We start from the raw sequence: 18,208 nt of genomic DNA on the forward strand, positions 1-18,208 counted from the left end.
GGCAGCCGCCCCCCTTTCGGTACCCCGGCGCGATCCGGAAAGCCCCCTGTTCAGATCGTGAAGCCGCCCTCTTTCGGCAGCGTCGCTTCCTCGGTCTTGGGCATCTTGGTGAACAATGCGCGGTCCTCCTCGGTGAAGGCGTAGCGCCAGATCATCCACAGATAGACCAATGCGGTCGCGGGTATCCCGACCGCGAGCTGGACCGCGCGGTAGCCCGGCGGCAGCAGCGTGAACGCCGCGCCGACGAGCCCCGCGGCGACGGCCGCCCAGGCGAGCGGCCAGCGCAGCGGCGACACCGACGCGCCCAGCATGCCGCGCAGGACGCGCGCCTTGATCACCGAGGTCAGCAGCAGCGTGAGCATGAGCGCGAGCGGCGCACCCGCGGCCTGCTCGGTCAGCCCGAAGCCCGCCGCGCGAATGCCGAGCACGAGCGCGAACGACAGCGCGACCTGCACGCCGAGCATCGTCGCCGAGATGACGAGGTTGCGGTGCCGCGCCATGTAGACGAGCGCCGACTCGCTCACCGCGCCGGTCGAGGCGAAGACTTCGGCGAACAATAGGAACACCATCGCTGCCGCGCCGCTCTCGAACTGCGTGCCGACCGAGGCCATGACGGCCTTACGCGGGATCGACGCCATCAGCGCGAGGCACAATTGCGCGGCGATGATCCAGAACGCGACCTGCCGCACCTGCCGCGCGATTGCGCCGAAATCGCGCCGCGCGAGGCTCTGCGTCACGACGGGGCCGAGGATCGGGTCGAAGCTGGTCTTCAGCTTCTGCGGCAGGCTCGCGACCTGCTGCGCCATATAATAGATGCCGACCACGCCGGGGGCGAACAGCAGGCCGAGCACGATACGATCGACGTTGCGGCTGCCCCATTCCAGCGCATCGGCCCCCGCGAGCGGCGCATTGGCGCGCGCGAGCTGGAACAACCCGCGCAACTGCGGCGACCAGCCGGTCGGCAGGCCGTAGCTGCGCACCAGCGGCACCACGCTCGCGATCAGCGCCGCGACCATCGAGGCGACGTAGGACAGGATCAGCCCGTCGCGCAGCGTGAAGAAGGAAAAGGCGTAGGCCGCGCCCGACAGCGTCCACGGCTCCACCACCGCACGCGCGGTGACGCTCGCCTTCACGTCGTGGCGATAGGCCAGGGCCGCGAGACTCACGTCGGACAAGGCGGGCGCGAGGATGATCAGCGGGAAGAAGCGATCGAGCCCGGTGATCCAGCTGCTCGGATACATGAGCTGCGGAAAGGCGCACAGCAACGCGCTCGCGCACAGCGAGACGATCAGCGCGACGGTCAGCGCGTCAGCGACGACCGCGTTGTGCGGCCGGTCGGTCGAGCTGAGTGCCTGCGCCAGCCCACGCTTCAATCCCAGCGTCGCGACCAGCGCGGCGAGTTCGACCACCACCACCGCGATCGCGAACCGGCCCACCAGCGCCGCGCCGTAGAGGTGACCGGCGATGAACAGGAACGGGATGCGCGCGCCGAGGCGGAGGACGAACCCCGCGACGTTGGTGCGCCCGCCCTTGGCGAGCGCGGCGATGTCCTTCTGATCAGCCGGCGCGGCGGCGGCGCCCGTCAATGCGCCGCTCCCCAGCTCGCCCCCGTGCCGATCTCGACGCCGAGCGGCACGTCGAGCGTGACCGCGGGCTCAGCGGCGGTCGCCATGACGTGCTCGATCACACCGCGCGCCGCCTCGACCTCGCCGTCCGCGACCTCGAACACCAATTCGTCGTGGACCTGTAGCAGCATGTGCGTGCCCGTCAGCCCGGCGGCGGCGAGGGCGGGTTCCATCCTGACCATCGCACGCTTGATGATGTCGGCGCTGGTGCCCTGGATCGGCGCATTGATCGCGGCGCGCTCGGCGCCCTGACGTTCGTTCTGCACCTTGCTGCGGATGCGTGGGAAGTGCGTCTTGCGCCCAAACAGCGTGGTGGTGAAACCGCGCTCGCGCACCCCGGTCAGCGTTTCGGCGATGTAGCGGTTGATGCCGGGGAAACGATCGAAATAGCGGTCGATCATCGCTTGTGCCTCGTCCGCGGAAATGTCGAGCCGGCCGGCGAGCCCCCAGCGGCTGATGCCGTAGAGGATCGCGAAATTGATCGTCTTGGCGCGCGCGCGATTGTCGCGCGTCACCTCGCCGAACAGCTCCTGCGCGGTCAGGCTGTGGATGTCGTCGCCGTTCGCGAACGCCTGCTTCAAGGCAGGCACGTCGGCCATGTGCGCCGCCAGCCGCAGCTCGATCTGCGAGTAGTCGGCGGCGAGGATGACGTGGCCGGGTTGTGCGACGAAGGCGTCGCGGATCTGGCGGCCGACCTCCTGCCGGATCGGGATGTTTTGCAAATTCGGGTCGGACGACGACAGCCGCCCGGTCTGCGCGCCGGTTAGCGAGTAGCTGGTGTGGACGCGGCCGGTATCGGCGTTGATCTGTTCCTGCAACGTGTCGGTGTAGGTGTTCTTGAGCTTGGTAAGGCCACGCCAGTCGAGGACCTTGCGCGCAATTTCGGCGCCGGCCGAATCCTTGTCGGCGGCGAGGCGTTCGAGTTCGTTGACGTCGGTCGAATAGACCCCGCTCTTGCCCTTGCGCCCGCCCTTCAAGCCCAGCCGCTCGAACAGCACGTCGCCAAGCTGCTTGGGGCTGCCGATGGTGAACGGCCCGCCGGCGAGCTCGTGGACGACCACCTCCAGCGCGGCGATCTGCGTCGTGAAATCGGCCGACAACGCCGCCAGCCGCTCGCGGTCGACCATGATACCGCGCTGTTCCATGCGGGCGATGACGGGGACGAGCGGGCGGTCGACCATCTCGTAGACGCGGGTGGCGCTCTCCGCCGGCAGACGCGGCTTGAAGCGGCGCCACAGCCGCAGCGTCACGTCGGCATCCTCCGCGGCGTAGCGCGTCGCCGCTTTCAGATCGACTTCATGGAAGCCGAGCGCCTTCTTGCCGGTGCCGACCACGTCCTTGTAGGCGATGCACGAATGCTGGAGGTGCGTCGCGGCGAGTTCGTCCATGCCGTGGCCGTGCAAACCGGCATCGAGGTCGAAGCTCATCACGATCGTGTCGTCGAGCGGCGCGATCGTCACGGGGCCGAGGCCGGCGGCGGCATAGGCGCGGTCGAGCACGATCAGGTCGTATTTGAAGTTATGCCCGATCTTGAGGACGCCCGCGTCTTCCAGCAATGGCTTGAGCTTGCCCAGCACCAGCGCGGCGTCGAGCTGGGCCGGACGCTCGGCAAACATGTCCGACCCGCCGTGTGCCAGCGGCACGTAGCAGGCGCGGTTGGGAGCGAGCGCGATCGAGATGCCGACCAGGTCGGCTGCCATTGGGTCCTTGCCCGTCGTCTCGGTATCGAGCGCGACCCAGCCCTGGTGGTGCGCCGCCGCGATCCATTCGTCGAGCTTTGCCTCGTCAACGACCGTCTCGTAGCCGTCGTGGTTGCACGCAGGTTCGTCGTCGAACGCGACACCCGGCACCTTCGCCTCGGGCGTCGGCGCATCGGCGACCTGGGTCAGTCGCGACAGCAGCGACTTGAAGCCGTGATGTTCGAGGAAGGCGCGAAGCGGCGCCTCGGGGATGCCCTTGAGCGCCAGATCCTCGAGCGGTTCGGGCAGCGGCACGTCGCAGGCGAGTTCGACCAATCGCCTGGACAGCCGCGCATTCTCGGCGTGTTCGAGCAGATTGTCCTTCAACTTGCTCTTCTTCATGTCGGGGGCGGCGGCGAGCACGCCCTCGACGTCGCCAAACTCCTGGATCAGCTTGGCCGCGGTCTTGGGGCCGACGCCGGGAACGCCGGGGACGTTGTCGACCGAATCGCCCATCAGCGCGAGCACCTCGCCGACCTTTTTCGGGCCGACGCCGAACTTCGCCTCGACATCCGCCTCGCCCAGCCGGCGATTGTTCATCGTGTCGAGCATGTCGAGGCTGCCGTCCTCGACCAATTGCATCAGGTCCTTGTCAGACGACACGATCGTCACCTGCCAGCCTTCGGCCAGTGCCGCCTTGGCGTAGCTGGCGATCAGGTCGTCGGCCTCCCAGCCCTGTTCCTCGATGCACGGCAGCGAGAAGGCGCGGGTCGCGTCGCGGATCATCGGGAATTGCGGCACCAGATCCTCGGGCGGCGGCGGGCGGTGCGCCTTGTAGCCGTCGTACATCTCGTTGCGGAACGTGACCGACGATTTGTCGAGGATGACCGCCATGTGCGTCGGGCCGTCGGCCTTGTGGACGTCGTCCGCCAGCCGCCACAGCATCGAGGCATAGCCGTAGACCGCGCCGGCCGGCTCGCCATGCTTGTTGGTGAGCGGCGGCAGGCGGTGATAGGCGCGGAAGATATAGCCCGAACCGTCGACGAGATAGAGATGCGGCATGCGCGACGGCTTAGGCGGTTTCGGCCCCGCGCGAAACAGGTGCGGCGCGATGGTGCGGGGGCGTGGCGGATCGGCCACGCCCGTCACGCTGCACCGATCAGCCCTCGGTCGGGTCCTCGCTGACGCTTGTTGCGACATGGCCGCCGGTCAGCGCCGCGCAGACGTTCTGGATCAATTGCTGGCGCACGCGCATGGCCACGCGCGTGTCGCCGATCATCACCGCGACCGCGTAACGCTTGCCATCGGGTGCGGTCAGCAGGCCGACGTCGTTGAACCCGGCGTTGCGTCCGGCGAGTTCCTGCCCAGTGCCGGTCTTGTGCGCGATCTTCCACCCCGCGGGCAGTGCGGCGCGCAGGCGGGCGCGGCCGGTAATCGACGCGCCCATCGTGTCGAGCATCACGCGGGTCGAGGTTTCGCTGAGCAACTCGCCGCGGGCCAGCCGCGCGAGCGCGTCGGCGATCGCGAGCGGGGCGGCACCGTCGGGCGGGTTGTCGATATAGCGCTGCATCGCCGCGGCGCGAACCTCGGGCGACAATCGCGCGCGCGCCGCCTCGAACCCGCGCCCGAGCGCCATCGACTGGTTCCAGGTGACGCCCGCGGTGCCGCTCTGGAGCAGGCGCTCGCCGGGACCGAAGCGGATCGCACCCAGTTGATGCTGCGTGATGAAGGCGCGCACCGCGCTCGGCCCGCCGACCAGCGTCAGCAGCCGGTCGTTGGCGGTATTGTCGCTCTGCGTCAGCGCGCGCGTCAGCAGCCCCATGACGGTGGTGCGATAGCCCTCGCCGCGCACGAGACCGGCGATCGGCTGATGGAACAGCGTCAGGTCCTGCGTGGTGACGAGCACCGGATCGTCGAGCCGCAGCCGCCCCGCGTCGCGCTGCGACAGGACGGTGAGCGCGACCCAGAGCTTGCTGACGCTCTGCTGCGGCAGGCTGAGCGCGCCGCCGCGCTGCACGGTCCAGCCGTCGTCGACCGCGCGGATCGCGGCACCCGCCTTGCCGGGGAATTCGCCGATCAGCCGGTCGATTTCGGCGCGCAAGGCCGCGGGCGCGGCGCGGGTGACGGGCAGCGGGCGCGTCGCGGGAACGGGCAGGCTGACGATCGGTTCGGCATAAGCCTGCGTTTCGGACGCGAGCGGCGCGCGGCCGCCGGGATTGGGCACCACCCCGCCGCTGCACGCGGCCATCAACGACAGCGCTGCTGCCGACCCCCAAACCCCACCGTTACGCATTCGCTACCAAACCTCGCCCGCTGCGCGATCGTTGCCCCGAGGCGGCCGCGCTCGGCAATGGTCCGGCCACCATCTTGCGACCACCGACCTCATCCATACGACGAGATGTTGTGGCGCCGCGCGCCGCACGCAAGGCCGACGCGCGGACAAGCGGTTGAGCGGCCGTGATTTTCAGGGAACCAGCACGGTATCGACCACGTGCGGGAGCATGTCGGGGTAATCGAGCGTGAAGTGCAACCCGCGGCTTTCGTGGCGATGGAGGGCGGAGCGGACGATCAGGTCGGCGGTCTGAATGAGGTTGCGCAGCTCGATCAGGTCGGCGGTGACGCGGAAATGGCCGTAATGCTCCTCGACCTCCTGGGTGAGCAGGTCGATCCGCCGCTTGGCGCGCTGCAATCGCTTGGTGGTGCGCACGATGCCGACGTAATTCCACATGAAGCGGCGGATTTCAGTCCAGTTCTGCTTGATCACCACCTCCTCGTCCGAATCGGTGACGCGGCTTTCGTCCCACGCGCGGATCGCGGGCACGGCGGGCAGCGTGTCCCAGCATTCGGCGATATGGCGCGCCGCCGCCTCGCCGTAGACGAAGCATTCGAGGAGCGAATTGGAGGCGAGCCGGTTCGCCCCGTGCAGCCCGCTCTCGGTACATTCGCCCGCGGCGTAGAGGCCGGGCAGGTCGGTGCGCCCGTCGCGGTCGACCACGATCCCGCCGCAGGTGTAATGCTGCGCCGGCACGACCGGGATCGGCTGCACCGTCATGTCGATACCGAGCCCGAGCAGCTTTTCGTGGATGTTGGGGAAATGCTCGCGCACGAAATCCGCCGGCTGATGGCTGATGTCGAGGTGGACATAGTCGAGGCCGTATCGCTTGATCTCGGCGTCGATCGCGCGTGCCACGACGTCGCGCGGGGCGAGTTCCATCCGCTCGGCGTCGTAATAGGCCATGAAGCGCTTCCCCGTCGCCGGGTTGATCAGCCGCCCGCCCTCGCCGCGCACCGCCTCGGTGATGAGGAAGTTCTTGACCTCCAGATTGTAGAGGCAGGTGGGGTGGAACTGCATCATCTCCATGTTCGAGATGCGGCACCCTGCGCGCCACGCCATCGCGATCCCGTCACCGGTCGCGCCGCGCGGCGCGGTCGAGAACAGGTAGGTGCGCCCCGCCCCGCCGGTCGCGAGGATCGTCGCGCGCGCGGTATGTAGCTCGACCATCCCCGACGCGCGGTCGAGCGCATAGACGCCCCAGACGTTGCCCGCGCCCGAATAACGCTGCTCGTGCCGGCTGGTGGCGAGGTCGATCGCGCAGCGGTCGGGCAGGAGCGTGATGTTCGGATGCGCCTCGGCGGCGCGTTGCAACGCTTCCTGCACCGCCCAGCCGGTCGCGTCGGCGACGTGGACGATACGGCGGTGCGAATGGCCTCCCTCGCGCGTCAGGTGGAGCGCGCCCCCTTCTTCCGCGAAGGGCACGCCGAGCGCGCGGAGCCGCGCGATCGCCTGCGGTGCTTCGCCGACGACGAATTCGACCACGTCGCGGTCGTTCAATCCCGCGCCCGCGACCATCGTGTCCTCGACGTGGTTGGCGAACGTATCACCGGGTTCGAGCACCGCGGCGATCCCGCCCTGCGCCCAGGCGGTCGATCCTTCGTTCAATGCCCCCTTGGCGAGCACGGTGACGCGGAAGCGATCGGCGAGATTGAGCGCGGCGGTCAGGCCGGCCGCGCCCGAACCGACGATCAGCACGTCGCTGCTCGCCGCGCTCATACCCGGGCTCCGCAGTGCGGAAGGTCACAAAGGTCGCACCTCCATACGTGCGTGCGCGCGAGGGATGGCCGAACGGACGGGAACGGAGGAGCGAGCGGATGCATGGCGCCAGTCTGTGCACCAAGCGGTTGACGTAGGACAGTCCCGGCGTGGCGTCGCATGGTACCGCGAAGGCTGGGTACCGCGAAGGCTGGGCAAGCCTGCCGTCGGCCGTTACCGACGTGGCGTGAACCGGGAGAAACTGATGGTCGCCTCGAACTCCAGTCCGCGCGACGTCGCGTGGCCCCTGACGCTCGCCGCGGCGACGATCCTGGGGACGCTCGCGACTGCGTGCATGATGCCGTTCGTCGGACTCGCGGTGGTCGCGGCGGCGACGATGCGGACGCCCGCGATGCTGGTGACGATCGTCGGCGCCTGGGGCGTGAACCAGCTGCTCGGCTTCGGCCTGCTCGGCTATCCCCTCGACGGCTACGCGCTCGGCTGGGGCGTGGCGCTGGGGATGGCGAGCGTCGCGGCGGGGCTGTTCGCGCGTGCCGCCTTCGCTGGCGGCGTCACGCTGCCGCGCGCACTGGCGGTGTTCGCCGCGGCGTTCGTGCTCGACGAGGCGCTGCTTTACGCCTTCGCGCTTGCGGTCGGTGGAACCGAGACCTTCACCCCCGCGATCGTCGCGCAATTGTTGGCCAACGACGCGCTGTGGTGCGGCGCCCTCACCATGCTCCACGTGGTGCTGACGCGCGCGGCGCCGCGCTGGTACGCGGCCGCGCCGCGCGCCGCATGAGCGCTCCCTTACGCGTCGTCTCGCTGCTGCCGAGCGCGACCGAGATCGCGGTCGCGGTGGGTTTGGGCGAGCAATTGCTCGGTCGCAGCCACGAGTGCGATTTCCCGCGCTTCGTCGGCGACCTGCCGGTGCTGACCTCGACCAAGCTGGAAAAAGGGCTGACGTCGCTGGAGATCGACGTGCGCGTGCAGGAGATCGTGCGCCAGGGCCTGTCGGTCTACGCGGTCGATACCGAGCGGCTGCGCGCGATCCGCCCCGACGTGATCCTGACGCAGTCGCAATGCGCGGTGTGCGCGGTGACGCCCGCCGATCTGGTCGAGGCGCTCAACCAATGGACCGGCACGCAGCCGGTGCTGGTGTCGCTCGCGCCCGACGACCTGTCGGACGTGTGGGGCGATTTCGCGCGCGTCGGGGAAGCGACCGGGCGCGAGGCGGAGGCCGCCGCGGCGGTGGCGCTGCTCAAGGAGCGAATGGCGGCGCTCGAGGCGCGCGTCGCGGCTTCGGGCGAGCGGCCGACCGTTGCCTCGATCGAGTGGACCCAGCCGCTGATGGCGGCGGGGAATTGGGTGCCCGAGCTGGTCAGGATCGCGGGCGGCGAGCCGCTGTTCGCCGCCGCGGGGCAGCATTCGCCTTGGCTGGAGTGGGACGCGCTCGCCGAGGCTGACCCGGATGTGATCGTGATAATGCCGTGCGGTTACCAGATCCCGCAGACGATGGGGGAGTTGGGGCCGGTCGTGAACCACCCGCGCTGGCGCGACCTGAAAGCGGTGCGCGAGAACCGCGTGTTCGTCGCCGACGGGCACCATTTCTTCAACCGCCCCGGTCCTCGGCTGGTCGAGTCGGCGGAGATTCTGGCGGCGTGCATTGACCAGGACGAGCGGCGCGACGCGGGCGAGGGTTGGGTGCGGCTCGGCTGATCGAGCGCGCCCCCTGCGCCCTACCCCGCGTTGGCGGCGCGGGTGAGGCTCAGGAACACGTCCTCCAGATCGGCTTCCTTGGTGGTCACGTCGACGATGCCGAGCCCGTCGCGCTGCACTGCCGCCAGCACCTCGCCCGCGTTCACCCGGTCTTTCGAATAGGTGATCTCGAGCGTTCGCGTGCCCTTGAGCACGATCTTCTCGAAGCACGACGCGTCGGGCAGGTCGGCGACGTCGCGGTCGACCGTTACCGCGACGACCTTCTCTTGCGCCTTGCCGACCAGCTCGGCGGTGGGTTCGTTGGCGATGACGCGGCCGCCGTTGATGATCGCGATCCGGTCGCACAATTCCTCGGCTTCCTCGAGATAGTGCGTCGTCAGCACCACCGTCACGCCCGCGTCGTTGAGGCTGCGGACGTAGGTCCAGAGTTGCTGGCGCAGCTCGATGTCGACGCCCGCGGTCGGCTCGTCGAGGACGAGGACGGGGGGCTGGTGGACCATCGCCTTGGCGACCATCAGCCGCCGCTTCATGCCGCCCGACAGCGTGCGCGCGTACGCCTTCGCCTTGTCCTCCAGATGTACCGCGCGCAGCAGCTCCATCGAGCGACGCTGCGCCTTTGGCACGCCGTAAAGCCCGGCCTGGATCTCCAGCGTCTCGATCGGCGTGAAGAAGGGATCGAACAGGATCTCCTGGTTGACGATCCCGATCGACGCCTTGGCGTTGCGCGGATGCTGGTCGATGTCGAACCCCCAGATCGACGCGGTCCCGCTGGTCTTGTTGACCAGGCCTGCCAGGATGTTGATCAGCGTCGACTTGCCCGCGCCATTGGGGCCGAGCAGCCCGAACACGCTGCCGCGCGGCACGTCGAACGTCACGCCGTCGAGCGCGCGCTTCTCGGCCGCGCCCGGGCCGGGTGCAGCGTAGGTCTTGCACAGGTTCTGGATCGAGATCGCGGCTTCGCTGGTCATGCGGGCCGCGATAGGCGCGTCGCGACCGCGATGCCAGAACGATTGCCGCCGCCGCACCCGCTTGCTAACGCGTGGCCCATGCATCCGCCGCTCGAAGTCGTCCGTGTCTCGCAACCCCGCGTCGCCTGCGATGGCGCCAGCGACATTCCCGGCGGTGCGGCGCTCGGCCACCCGCGCGTCTATCTGCAGATCGACGAGCACGGCTACGTCGACTGCGGCTATTGCGACCGCCGCTTCGTGCTGATCGGCGGCGCGGCCGACGGCGTCGACCAGTCGACGCTGCCCGACATCTCCGAAGGTGCCAGCCCCGACGTGCATTGATCGTGCGGCGATTGGCGCGGGGGCGGCGGCTTTGCCAATGCGGCGCGCCGTCCTATCTAGGGTGAATGACCGCACTCGACCCCCGCTCGTTCCTGTACCGCGACTCGCTCGACCCCGATGCGGCGAAGGCGCTGACCGCCGACGCGCTGGCGAAGGCCGACGACGGTGAACTCTACCTCCAGTACCGCAAGGCCGAGGCGTTCGGCTTCGACGACGGTCGGCTGAAGACCGCCAGCTACGACACCAACGCCGGTTTCGGGCTGCGCGCCGTGTCGGGCGAGATGACCGCGTTCGCGCACGCCAACGAACTGAGCGAGGCCGCGATCAAGCGCGCCGCGGAGACGATGGCGCTGATCGATCCGTCGGCCAAGCCCAAGGCGCAGCCGCCGCGCAGCACCAACCGCCACCTTTATACCGACGCCGACCCGCTCGACCTCGTGCCGTTCGCCGACAAGGTGAACCTATGCCAGACGATCGACGCCGCGGCGCGCGCGCGCGATCCGCGCGTCGCGCAGGTGTCGGTGGGGCTGAGCGGCACGTGGAGCGTGGTCGAGATCGTCCGCGCCGACGGCTTCGTCGCGACCGACGTGCGCCCGCTCGTCCGCCTGAACGTCTCGATCGTGGTCGAGCAGAACGGCCGGCGCGAGACGGGCACGTTCGGGATGGGCGGGCGCTACCTCTACGACCGCTTGTTCGAGGAGCAGACGTGGAACCGCGCGGTCGACGAGGCGCTGCGGCAGGCGCTGGTCAACCTCGACTCGGTCGCCGCTCCCGCGGGCGAGATGACGGTGCTGCTTGGGCCGGGCTGGCCCGGCATCGTGCTCCACGAGGCGATCGGCCACGGGCTTGAGGGTGATTTCAACCGCAAGGGCACCAGCGCCTTCTCCGGCCGGATCGGCGAGCAGGTCGCGGCGCGCGGCGTCACCGTGGTCGACGACGGCTCGATCGCGGACCGCCGCGGCTCGCTGTCGATCGACGACGAAGGCACGCCGACGAGCGAGACGATCCTGATCGAGGACGGCTTCCTGAAAGGTTATATGCAGGATCGGTTGAACGCACGGCTGATGGGGGTCGAGCCGACCGGCAACGGCCGCCGCGAGAGCTTCGCGCACGCGCCGATGCCGCGGATGACCAACACCTTCATGAAGGCAGGCAAGGACGATCCCGCCGAGCTGCTGAGCCGCGTCAAGCGCGGCATCTTCGCGCAATCGTTCGGCGGCGGGCAGGTCGACATCGTGTCGGGCAAGTTCGTCTTCTCGTGCACCGAGGCGTACTGGATCGAGAACGGCAAGATCGGCGCGCCGATCAAGGGTGCGACGCTGATCGGCGACGGGCCGAGCGTGCTGACCAAGGTCGAAGGCGTCGGCAACGACTTCGCGCTCGACGAAGGCATCGGCATGTGCGGCAAGGGCGGGCAGAGCGTCCCCGCGGGCGTGGGTCAGCCAACGCTGCTGATCGGCGGGCTGACGGTGGGCGGCACCGCGACCGCGTGAGGCAAAAGATCAAACGCCCGTCAGGAGCATATCGAATGCGGCGATGATCGTGTCGCGATGTGCGGCAAGCGTCGCGACACGGTTACGCAGGTCGGCGCATCGAACGGCTGCGGCAAATTGCGTCACCAGTACGTACGTCTCGTCGTTCACGTCGAAAATTGGGTTCAAGCGCAGGCGCCGGTCAGGCGCGCGCTCCAACGGTATCAAAGGGGCAGACAAGCGTGTCGCTAGATAGCCCAGCGAATCGGACTGACAATCGATCAGCAGGCTGCCATCGCCGGCGTCGTAGACGTCAAACTGAGCCATCAGAATAGACGGTACTTTTCCAGTGGAAGCCCGTTCTCTTCCACCCAGCGATTGACCGATTCGGCCCACTCGCGGTTGTCCTCTGCCCATTTGCGGTCACGCTCGGCCTTTGCCGCAGTGCGTAGTGCGGCCTCGCAGGTCTGCGACAGGTTGATCCCCGCCTCGCGCGCCGCGGCGACGACGCCGGTGTCGATCGACAGGTTGACCGCTTTGCGCTTGCCGGAGTTGATCGGATCATGCTTCATGCGCGGAAGCTATGCGCATCACCGATGCGCGTCAACGCGAGGCATGTGCCATGGAATTCTTCCCCGCGCTCACCCCCGAGCATCGCGCGTTCGTCGCGAAGCAGCCGGTGTTCTTCGTCGCGACCGCGGCGGCGGGCACGCGGATCAACCTCAGCCCCAAGGGCATGGACAGCTTTCGCGTGCTCGACGATCGCACGGTCGCCTATCTCGACGTCGCGGGATCGGGGAACGAGACCAACGCGCACCTGATCGCCGACGGGCGCATCACGATCATGTTTTGCGCCTTTGACAATCCCGCGCTGATCTTCCGCATCTACGGCCGCGGTCGCCCGGTGCTGCCACAGGACGACGACTGGGCCGCGCTCGCGGCGCATTTCACGTTGCTGCCTGGTACGCGACAGATCTTCGTCGTCGATGTGCAGCAGGTGCAGACCTCGTGCGGATGGGGCGTGCCGCACATGGCGTTCGAGCGCACGCGCGAGACGCTCAACAAATATCACGAGAAACACGACGATCAGACGCGCTTCGCCAAATATGCGCAGCGTACCACCAGCATCGACGGGCTGCCGGTGCGCAACCCGACGGTTCCTGCGTAATGGCGCTGGTCGAACTCGGTCGCTTCGACCGCAACCTCGCCAATATCATCGTCGGTCGGCTGGAAGCGGAGGGGATCGACGCGATCGCGTTCGACACCGGCGCATCGATCGCCGACGGCAGCTGGCTGCTGATCCCCGCGCGCGTGATGGTGGACGAGGACGATCTGTCGCGCGCGAGGCGGTTGCTCGATCCTGCCTGATTATTAGGCAGGTGGCATTCGCTGCTGCCCATTAATTACCAAATTGTTGCCCTTCGCGTAGCAATATAGCCCCTGCCCCCGCTTGCACGCGTGTTGGCACGCGGCTTGCGACTCCCCCTCCCGTTACAGGGAAGGGGGCGCGATGAAGCTGGTCATTGCCATCATCAAACCGTTCAAGCTCGACGAGGTGCGCGAGGCGCTGACCGCGATCGGCGTGGCGGGCATGACGGTGTCCGAGGTGAAGGGATTTGGCCGCCAGAAGGGGCAGACCGAAATCTACCGCGGCGCCGAATACAGCACCAACATGGTGCCCAAGATCAAGATCGAGGTCGTGTGCGCGAGCCAGATGGCCGACCGCGTGGTGGAAGCGGTGCAGGCCGCCGCCAACACCGGCGCGATCGGCGACGGCAAGATCTTCGTGCTCGAGGTCGGACAGGCGGTGCGCATCCGCACCGGCGAAACCGACGACACCGCACTCTGACGGGGGTTGGGGAATGAAGCGATCGATTGGACGACTTGGTTTAGCGGGCGCTGGGTTGGCGCTCGTCGCGGCGCTGCCCGCCTGGGCGCAGGACGCGGCGCTACAGGCGCCCGCCACGGCGGCGACCGCGACCGTCAACAAGGGCGATACCGCGTGGATGCTGACCAGCACGTTGCTGGTTATGATGATGATCCTGCCGGGCCTCGCGCTGTTCTATGGCGGGCTGACGCGTACCAAGAACATGCTGTCGACGATGACGCAGATCGGCGCGGTCGCGTGTCTCGCGATGCTGATCTGGGTGATGTGGGGCTACACGCTCGCCTTCGGTGACGGCGGCAACGATTTCGTCTCCGGGCTGGGCAAGGCGTTCCTCGCGGGCGTCACCACGGAAAGCACCGCGGCGACCTTCACGCAGGGCGTGGCGATCCCCGAATATGTCTTTGTCTGTTTCCAGATGACCTTTGCCGCGATCACGGTCGCGCTTGTGCTGGGGTCGGTGGTCGAGCGGATCAAATTCTCCGCCGTCATGGTCTTCGCCGCGATCTGGCTGACGATCGTCTATTTCCCGATCGCGCACATGGTTTGGGCATCGGGCGGGCTGTTCTTCAAGATGGGCGCGCTCGATTTCGCAGGCGGAACCGTGGTGCACATCAACGCGGGTGTCGCCTCGCTCGTCGCCGCGCTGATTCTGGGCAAGCGGATCGGTTATCCGACCGAGCGGATCGTGCCGCATTCGCTGACGATGACGGGGATCGGCACGGGGCTCCTGTGGGTCGGCTGGTTCGGGTTCAACGCCGGATCCGCGCTTGAGGCGAACGGGTCGGCGGGGCTGGCGATGATCAACACCTTCGTCGCGACTGCGTCGGGTGCCTTGTTCTGGATGCTCGCCGAGCGGTTGAACGGCCACAAGGGTTCGGCGCTGGGGTTCTGTTCGGGCGTGGTCGCGGGCCTCGTCGCGGTGACGCCGGCGGCGGGCAATGCGGGGCCGTTCGGCGCGATCGTGCTCGGCGCGGTTGCCTCGGTGATCTGCTTCTATGCCGTATCGGTGGTGAAGCCCCGGCTCGGCTACGACGACGCACTCGACGCGTTCGGCGTCCACGGCGTCGGCGGGATCGTCGGCGCGATCGGCACCGCGATCGTCTACGCCCCCTCGCTCGGCGGGCCGGGCAAGCCCGACTACGACATGGCGCACCAGTTGATCGTCCAGGTCGAGGCGGTGGTCACGACGATCATCTGGACCGGCATCGGCACCGCGGTCGCGATGGTCGCCGCACGCGCGCTGACCGGATTGCGCGTCGCCCCCGACGTCGAGCGCGAAGGCCTCGACCTCGGCGAGCATGGTGAGCGCGCCTACAATTACTGACGGTTTTCGGGCGCGGGCCCGGCCCTGATCCGGCCCCCCGCGCCCATCACGATGTTCCTCCTGCGGACAAACACCTGAAGCCCGGTACGGCGACGTGCCGGGCTCTTTTTGCGTGACGTATGTCCCGCGGCGGCTTGCGCGTGATCGCGGTGAAGCGGTGGCATCGCGCGGTGCCGCTCGCCAACCTTTTATGGCTGAGTCCTTCGGCATGACCGCGCGAACATGCCTCACCGGGTCATTTGGCCGGCAGCGCGATCTCGAACATGGTCGGCCACAGCTTGCCGGTGACGAACAGGCGGCGCTTGCCCGCGTCCCAGGCGATGCCGTTGGCGACCGCTTCGGGGTTGGTCGCCCCCACCTCGGCGACGATCGCGCGCAGGTCGACGATCGCGGTGACGTGGCCGTTCGCGGGATCGATCCGCACGAGGAACGGCGCGTGCCAGACGTTGGCGAGGATCGCGCCGTCGACCCATTCGAGCTCGTTGATCTGCGTGATCGGGCGACCGTTGAGCGTGACGTCGAGACGGCGCTGCTCGGCGAGCGTCACCGGATCGTGGAACGTGAGCGTCGCCGACCCGTCCGAGCGGGTCAGCGCGCGACCGTCGCTGGTCAGCCCCCATCCCTCGCCGGTATAGCGCGCAGTACCGAGCGGCTTGAGCGTGCGCGCGGACCAGCGATGCGCGATGCCGTCGTGCCACGTCAGGCTGACCAGCCGGTCCTTGTAAGCCGCCAGTCCCTCGCCGAACTGCGCGGGCGGGATGACCGCGCGCGCAGTCACCTTGCCGGTCGTCAGATCGACGCGGCGCACGTCGGAGCGGCCCTCGAGCCCGACGCTCTCGTACAAGGCGCCGTCGTGCCAGACGAGCCCTTCGGTGAAGGCCTGCGCGTCGTGCGGGAAGCGGGCGACGACGCGCGGGGTCAGGAGCGGCGGACGCGCGGCAGCTGAAGTGCCCGATGCGTCATTCGCCGCCGCCGGGGCGGTCGCGGCCGGCCGTCGCGGCGCGGGCACGTCGGGCGCGTGCAAGGTGAGCGCGGCACCGGCCGCCGCGAGCGCCACTGTGGGAACGACCAACCAACGCAGCGTCATGTCTGCCACCTTGCCTTGCTTGTTGCGAATGCGGTCACGCGCATACGCCTGAACGCGAACGGCCCGCCCGGCATCGTGCCGAACGGGCCGTCCCAATCACCTGATCGGTCGATCAGCTGTTCGGTGCGAGATTCACCGCTGCGTACTTGCCACGACGATCGACCTCGATCTCGAAGCTGAGACGGTCGCCCTCGTTGAGCGTCGGCATGCCCGCACGCTCGACGGCCGAGATGTGGACAAACGCGTCCGGCTGGCCATCGTCGCGCTGAATGAAGCCGAAGCCCTTCATCGCGTTGAAGAACTTGACCGTGCCGGTCGCCTTCTCGCCGGTCAGCGAACGCTGCGGAGCACCACCGGCGCCGCCGCGCGGGCCGCCCGGCGCGCCGCCGAAGCCGCCGTCGCGCGGGGGCGCACGGTCGGTGACGGGCATCGGCTCGCCGTCGATCTTGAGGTCGGTCGCGGAGATGCGGCCGCCGCGGTCGACCAGGGTGAAGCCGAGCGGCTGACCCTCTGCCAGACCCGAGAGACCGGCCTGCTCGACCGCCGAGATGTGCACGAACACGTCCTCGCCGCCGTCATCGCGCACGACGAAGCCGAAGCCCTTTTGCGCGTTGAAGAACTTGACCACGCCGGTGCCCTCGCCGACGACCTGCGGGGGCATGCCGCGGCCACCGCCGCCGCCACCACCAAAGCCGCCACCGCCGCCGCGGAAGCCACCACCGCCGCCGCCGCCGAAGCCACCGCCGCCGAAGCCGCCACGGTTGCCGCCGCCGAAGCCGCCGCTGCCACCACCAAAGCCGCCGCCGCCGAAGCCGCCGCGGTCGCTGTCGAAGCCGCCGCCGAAGCCGCCGCCACCGAAATCACCGCCGCCGAAATCGTCGCGCTTGTCGCGTCCACGCCCACCGCGTGCACCGCGGCCGCCCTTGTCGTAACCCATAACCCTGTTCAACTTCCCGGTCCGCCCGTCGCATCCATTGCGAAACCCACGTGCAGGACGGCGAACGTGGCTTTCGGGGCGCGATCGAATAAGCGCCTTGCCCCTCGCATAACCTATCGCGAACGGCTCCGCGACTCGTTTTGTGCAAGGTTCGGCGCGAAAAACGCGGTTTGTGCTAAATCTATCGCAAGCAACGCACAGCGTACCGCACCCGCCGGACTTTACCAAGCATTGTCGCCGCGCGGATCGCGTCGATCAGGCGCCGAAGGTGCCCGCGCGGTACAGCAGGGTGATGGCGACGCGGCGGTTGCGCGGATCGCCCGGTGACTTCACGATCATCGGTTCGCGGTCGGCGACCCCTTCGATACGGTGGAACCGCGATTCGGGGATGCCCGCGAGCGCCAGCCGCCGCCGCGTCGCCTCAGCACGGCCCGACGAGAGCATCCAGTTGTTCATTGCGCGCGGGTCGCCGTACGGCAGACTGTCGGTATGGCCGCGGATCATGATCGGGTTGCTGGTCGCCGTGATCCCGCTTGCCACCGTGCCGATCAGCTCGGACGCGCGCGGGTCGAGCGCGGTCGTGCCGAGCGCGAACATCGAGTAATCGGCGTCGTCGACTAGGTCGATCCGCATGCCGTCGGGCGTCATGGTGAAGCGGATGTGCTTGGCGAGCTTCGCGATGTCGGCCTTCATCGCCATGCGCTGCATGACCTCGCGCTTCAGCTTGGCGAAGTTCTTCTGATCCTCCGCCATCACCTGGCGCGGGCTGCTGCGGATCGACCCCTTGGGGCCGAAGCCGTTCTGCGGCCCGCCGGTCGATTCGGTCACGGTCGCGAGCGCCTGCATCGCCGACTGTCCGGACTTCGGCCCCAGCCGTTCCTGCGACATCAGCGACTCGCCGCCGAACGGCCCGATCCCGCCGATCCCCTTCGACTTGGTGTCGATCAGCGTCGGCGCGAAATAGTCGGCGATCCCCTTGCGCTGCTTCTCGGTCGTCGCGCCAAGCAGCCACAGCAGCAGGAAGAACGCCATCATCGCGGTGACGAAATCGGCGTAGGCGACTTTCCACGCGCCGCCGTGGTGGCCGCCGTGACCCTCGACGTAGATCTTCTTGACGATGATCTTGGGCGGCACATTGGCGCCGTGGGGTGCGCGCGCCAC

18 protein-coding genes are annotated in these 18,208 nt (G+C 68.4%); 8 read left to right on the top strand and 10 right to left on the bottom strand.

Annotated features, from left to right (window positions below; all coding sequences use genetic code 11):
- Positions 1–50: 50 nt before the first annotated feature.
- The 4 genes from KZ810_RS11055 to nadB form a co-directional block, all read right to left on the bottom strand.
- Positions 51–1,586: a lipopolysaccharide biosynthesis protein gene (locus tag KZ810_RS11055; RefSeq protein ID WP_219769172.1), complete on the bottom strand. Its 1,536-nt coding sequence runs from the start codon at positions 1,584–1,586 to the stop codon at positions 51–53.
- On the bottom strand, positions 1,583–4,366 hold the full coding sequence (polA, locus tag KZ810_RS11060) for a DNA polymerase I (RefSeq protein WP_219769173.1): 2,784 nt from the start codon (positions 4,364–4,366) through the stop codon (positions 1,583–1,585). The genes KZ810_RS11055 and polA overlap by 4 nt, the downstream gene beginning before the upstream one ends.
- 97 nt (positions 4,367–4,463) lie before the next feature.
- Complete coding sequence (locus tag KZ810_RS11065; RefSeq protein ID WP_258044787.1) at positions 4,464–5,552, bottom strand: serine hydrolase; 1,089 nt, start codon at positions 5,550–5,552, stop codon at positions 4,464–4,466.
- A 216-nt stretch (positions 5,553–5,768) separates the two neighbouring features.
- Positions 5,769–7,355: an L-aspartate oxidase gene (gene nadB / locus KZ810_RS11070; protein WP_219769175.1), complete on the bottom strand. Its 1,587-nt coding sequence runs from the start codon at positions 7,353–7,355 to the stop codon at positions 5,769–5,771.
- A 244-nt stretch (positions 7,356–7,599) separates the two neighbouring features.
- Between nadB and KZ810_RS11075 the strand changes: the two genes are divergently transcribed.
- Together KZ810_RS11075 and KZ810_RS11080 are read left to right on the top strand one after the other, a co-directional pair.
- Positions 7,600–8,133, top strand: a complete 534-nt coding sequence (locus KZ810_RS11075; protein WP_219769176.1) for a hypothetical protein — start codon at positions 7,600–7,602, stop codon at positions 8,131–8,133.
- On the top strand, positions 8,130–9,050 hold the full coding sequence (locus KZ810_RS11080; protein WP_219769177.1) for an ABC transporter substrate-binding protein: 921 nt from the start codon (positions 8,130–8,132) through the stop codon (positions 9,048–9,050). The genes KZ810_RS11075 and KZ810_RS11080 overlap by 4 nt, the downstream gene beginning before the upstream one ends.
- A 20-nt stretch (positions 9,051–9,070) precedes the next feature.
- Here KZ810_RS11080 and KZ810_RS11085 read toward each other — a convergent pair whose 3' ends face one another.
- Positions 9,071–10,018 carry an ABC transporter ATP-binding protein gene (locus tag KZ810_RS11085; RefSeq protein ID WP_219769178.1) on the bottom strand — a complete coding sequence of 316 codons (948 nt, stop codon included), beginning with the start codon at positions 10,016–10,018 and terminating at the stop codon, positions 9,071–9,073.
- Positions 10,019–10,096: 78 nt separating this feature from the next.
- On the opposite strand from KZ810_RS11085, the gene KZ810_RS11090 reads away from it, so the two are divergent.
- A complete protein-coding gene (locus KZ810_RS11090) occupies positions 10,097–10,339 on the top strand; it encodes a zinc-finger domain-containing protein (RefSeq protein WP_219769179.1) in 243 nt (80 codons plus the stop codon).
- 65 nt (positions 10,340–10,404) lie between these two features.
- A complete protein-coding gene (gene tldD, locus KZ810_RS11095) occupies positions 10,405–11,832 on the top strand; it encodes a metalloprotease TldD (RefSeq protein ID WP_219769180.1) in 1,428 nt (475 codons plus the stop codon).
- A 9-nt stretch (positions 11,833–11,841) separates the two neighbouring features.
- Here the strand turns inward: tldD and KZ810_RS11100 are convergent, their stop codons facing one another.
- Together KZ810_RS11100 and KZ810_RS11105 are read right to left on the bottom strand one after the other, a co-directional pair.
- A complete protein-coding gene (locus KZ810_RS11100; RefSeq protein WP_219769181.1) occupies positions 11,842–12,138 on the bottom strand; it encodes a CcdB family protein in 297 nt (98 codons plus the stop codon).
- Entirely contained in the window at positions 12,138–12,383 is a 246-nt protein-coding gene (locus tag KZ810_RS11105) for a type II toxin-antitoxin system CcdA family antitoxin (protein WP_219769182.1), read from the bottom strand. Before KZ810_RS11105 ends, KZ810_RS11100 begins: the two co-directional genes overlap by 1 nt.
- Before the next feature lie 50 nt (positions 12,384–12,433).
- Between KZ810_RS11105 and KZ810_RS11110 the strand changes: the two genes are divergently transcribed.
- The 4 genes from KZ810_RS11110 (at position 12,434) to KZ810_RS11125 (ending at position 15,023) form a co-directional block, all read left to right on the top strand.
- On the top strand, positions 12,434–12,979 hold the full coding sequence (locus KZ810_RS11110) for a pyridoxamine 5'-phosphate oxidase family protein (RefSeq protein WP_258044790.1): 546 nt from the start codon (positions 12,434–12,436) through the stop codon (positions 12,977–12,979).
- The gene (locus tag KZ810_RS11115) at positions 12,979–13,179 is read left to right on the top strand and encodes a putative signal transducing protein (RefSeq protein WP_219769184.1); all 201 of its coding nucleotides are present in this window, start codon (positions 12,979–12,981) and stop codon (positions 13,177–13,179) included. The genes KZ810_RS11110 and KZ810_RS11115 overlap by 1 nt, the downstream gene beginning before the upstream one ends.
- Before the next feature lie 142 nt (positions 13,180–13,321).
- Complete coding sequence (locus tag KZ810_RS11120) at positions 13,322–13,660, top strand: P-II family nitrogen regulator (RefSeq protein WP_219769185.1); 339 nt, start codon at positions 13,322–13,324, stop codon at positions 13,658–13,660.
- A gap of 13 nt (positions 13,661–13,673) precedes the next feature.
- Positions 13,674–15,023, top strand: coding sequence for an ammonium transporter (locus KZ810_RS11125; RefSeq protein WP_219769186.1), 1,350 nt, complete (start codon positions 13,674–13,676; stop codon positions 15,021–15,023).
- Positions 15,024–15,258: 235 nt separating this feature from the next.
- Here the strand turns inward: KZ810_RS11125 and KZ810_RS11130 are convergent, their stop codons facing one another.
- The 3 genes from KZ810_RS11130 to KZ810_RS11140 form a co-directional block, all read right to left on the bottom strand.
- On the bottom strand, positions 15,259–16,110 hold the full coding sequence (locus tag KZ810_RS11130; protein ID WP_219769187.1) for a glutaminyl-peptide cyclotransferase: 852 nt from the start codon (positions 16,108–16,110) through the stop codon (positions 15,259–15,261).
- 112 nt (positions 16,111–16,222) lie between these two features.
- The gene (locus KZ810_RS17380; RefSeq protein WP_219769188.1) at positions 16,223–17,047 is read right to left on the bottom strand and encodes a cold-shock protein; all 825 of its coding nucleotides are present in this window, start codon (positions 17,045–17,047) and stop codon (positions 16,223–16,225) included.
- A gap of 255 nt (positions 17,048–17,302) precedes the next feature.
- Entirely contained in the window at positions 17,303–18,208 is a 906-nt protein-coding gene (locus KZ810_RS11140) for a flagellar motor protein MotB (protein ID WP_219769189.1), read from the bottom strand.

The organism is Sphingomonas citricola, assembly GCF_019429535.1.
In the GTDB taxonomy this organism is placed as follows: Bacteria; Pseudomonadota; Alphaproteobacteria; order Sphingomonadales; family Sphingomonadaceae; genus Sphingomonas; species Sphingomonas citricola.

Excerpts from the sequence above, each read along its gene's own strand:
- polA (WP_219769173.1), bottom strand. The coding sequence starts at position 4,366 with ATGCCGCATCTCTATCTCGTCGACGGTTCGGGCTATATCTTCCGCGCC.
- KZ810_RS11065 (WP_258044787.1), bottom strand. The coding sequence starts at position 5,552 with ATGGCCGCGTGCAGCGGCGGGGTGGTGCCCAATCCCGGCGGCCGCGCG.
- nadB (WP_219769175.1), bottom strand. The coding sequence starts at position 7,355 with ATGAGCGCGGCGAGCAGCGACGTGCTGATCGTCGGTTCGGGCGCGGCC.
- KZ810_RS11075 (WP_219769176.1), top strand. The coding sequence starts at position 7,600 with ATGGTCGCCTCGAACTCCAGTCCGCGCGACGTCGCGTGGCCCCTGACG.
- KZ810_RS11080 (WP_219769177.1), top strand. The coding sequence starts at position 8,130 with ATGAGCGCTCCCTTACGCGTCGTCTCGCTGCTGCCGAGCGCGACCGAG.
- KZ810_RS11085 (WP_219769178.1), bottom strand. The coding sequence starts at position 10,018 with ATGACCAGCGAAGCCGCGATCTCGATCCAGAACCTGTGCAAGACCTAC.
- KZ810_RS11090 (WP_219769179.1), top strand. The coding sequence starts at position 10,097 with ATGCATCCGCCGCTCGAAGTCGTCCGTGTCTCGCAACCCCGCGTCGCC.
- tldD (WP_219769180.1), top strand. The coding sequence starts at position 10,405 with ATGACCGCACTCGACCCCCGCTCGTTCCTGTACCGCGACTCGCTCGAC.
- KZ810_RS11100 (WP_219769181.1), bottom strand. The coding sequence starts at position 12,138 with ATGGCTCAGTTTGACGTCTACGACGCCGGCGATGGCAGCCTGCTGATC.
- KZ810_RS11105 (WP_219769182.1), bottom strand. The coding sequence starts at position 12,383 with ATGAAGCATGATCCGATCAACTCCGGCAAGCGCAAAGCGGTCAACCTG.
- KZ810_RS11110 (WP_258044790.1), top strand. The coding sequence starts at position 12,434 with ATGGAATTCTTCCCCGCGCTCACCCCCGAGCATCGCGCGTTCGTCGCG.
- KZ810_RS11115 (WP_219769184.1), top strand. The coding sequence starts at position 12,979 with ATGGCGCTGGTCGAACTCGGTCGCTTCGACCGCAACCTCGCCAATATC.
- KZ810_RS11120 (WP_219769185.1), top strand. The coding sequence starts at position 13,322 with ATGAAGCTGGTCATTGCCATCATCAAACCGTTCAAGCTCGACGAGGTG.
- KZ810_RS11125 (WP_219769186.1), top strand. The coding sequence starts at position 13,674 with ATGAAGCGATCGATTGGACGACTTGGTTTAGCGGGCGCTGGGTTGGCG.
- KZ810_RS11130 (WP_219769187.1), bottom strand. The coding sequence starts at position 16,110 with ATGACGCTGCGTTGGTTGGTCGTTCCCACAGTGGCGCTCGCGGCGGCC.
- KZ810_RS17380 (WP_219769188.1), bottom strand. The coding sequence starts at position 17,047 with ATGGGTTACGACAAGGGCGGCCGCGGTGCACGCGGTGGGCGTGGACGC.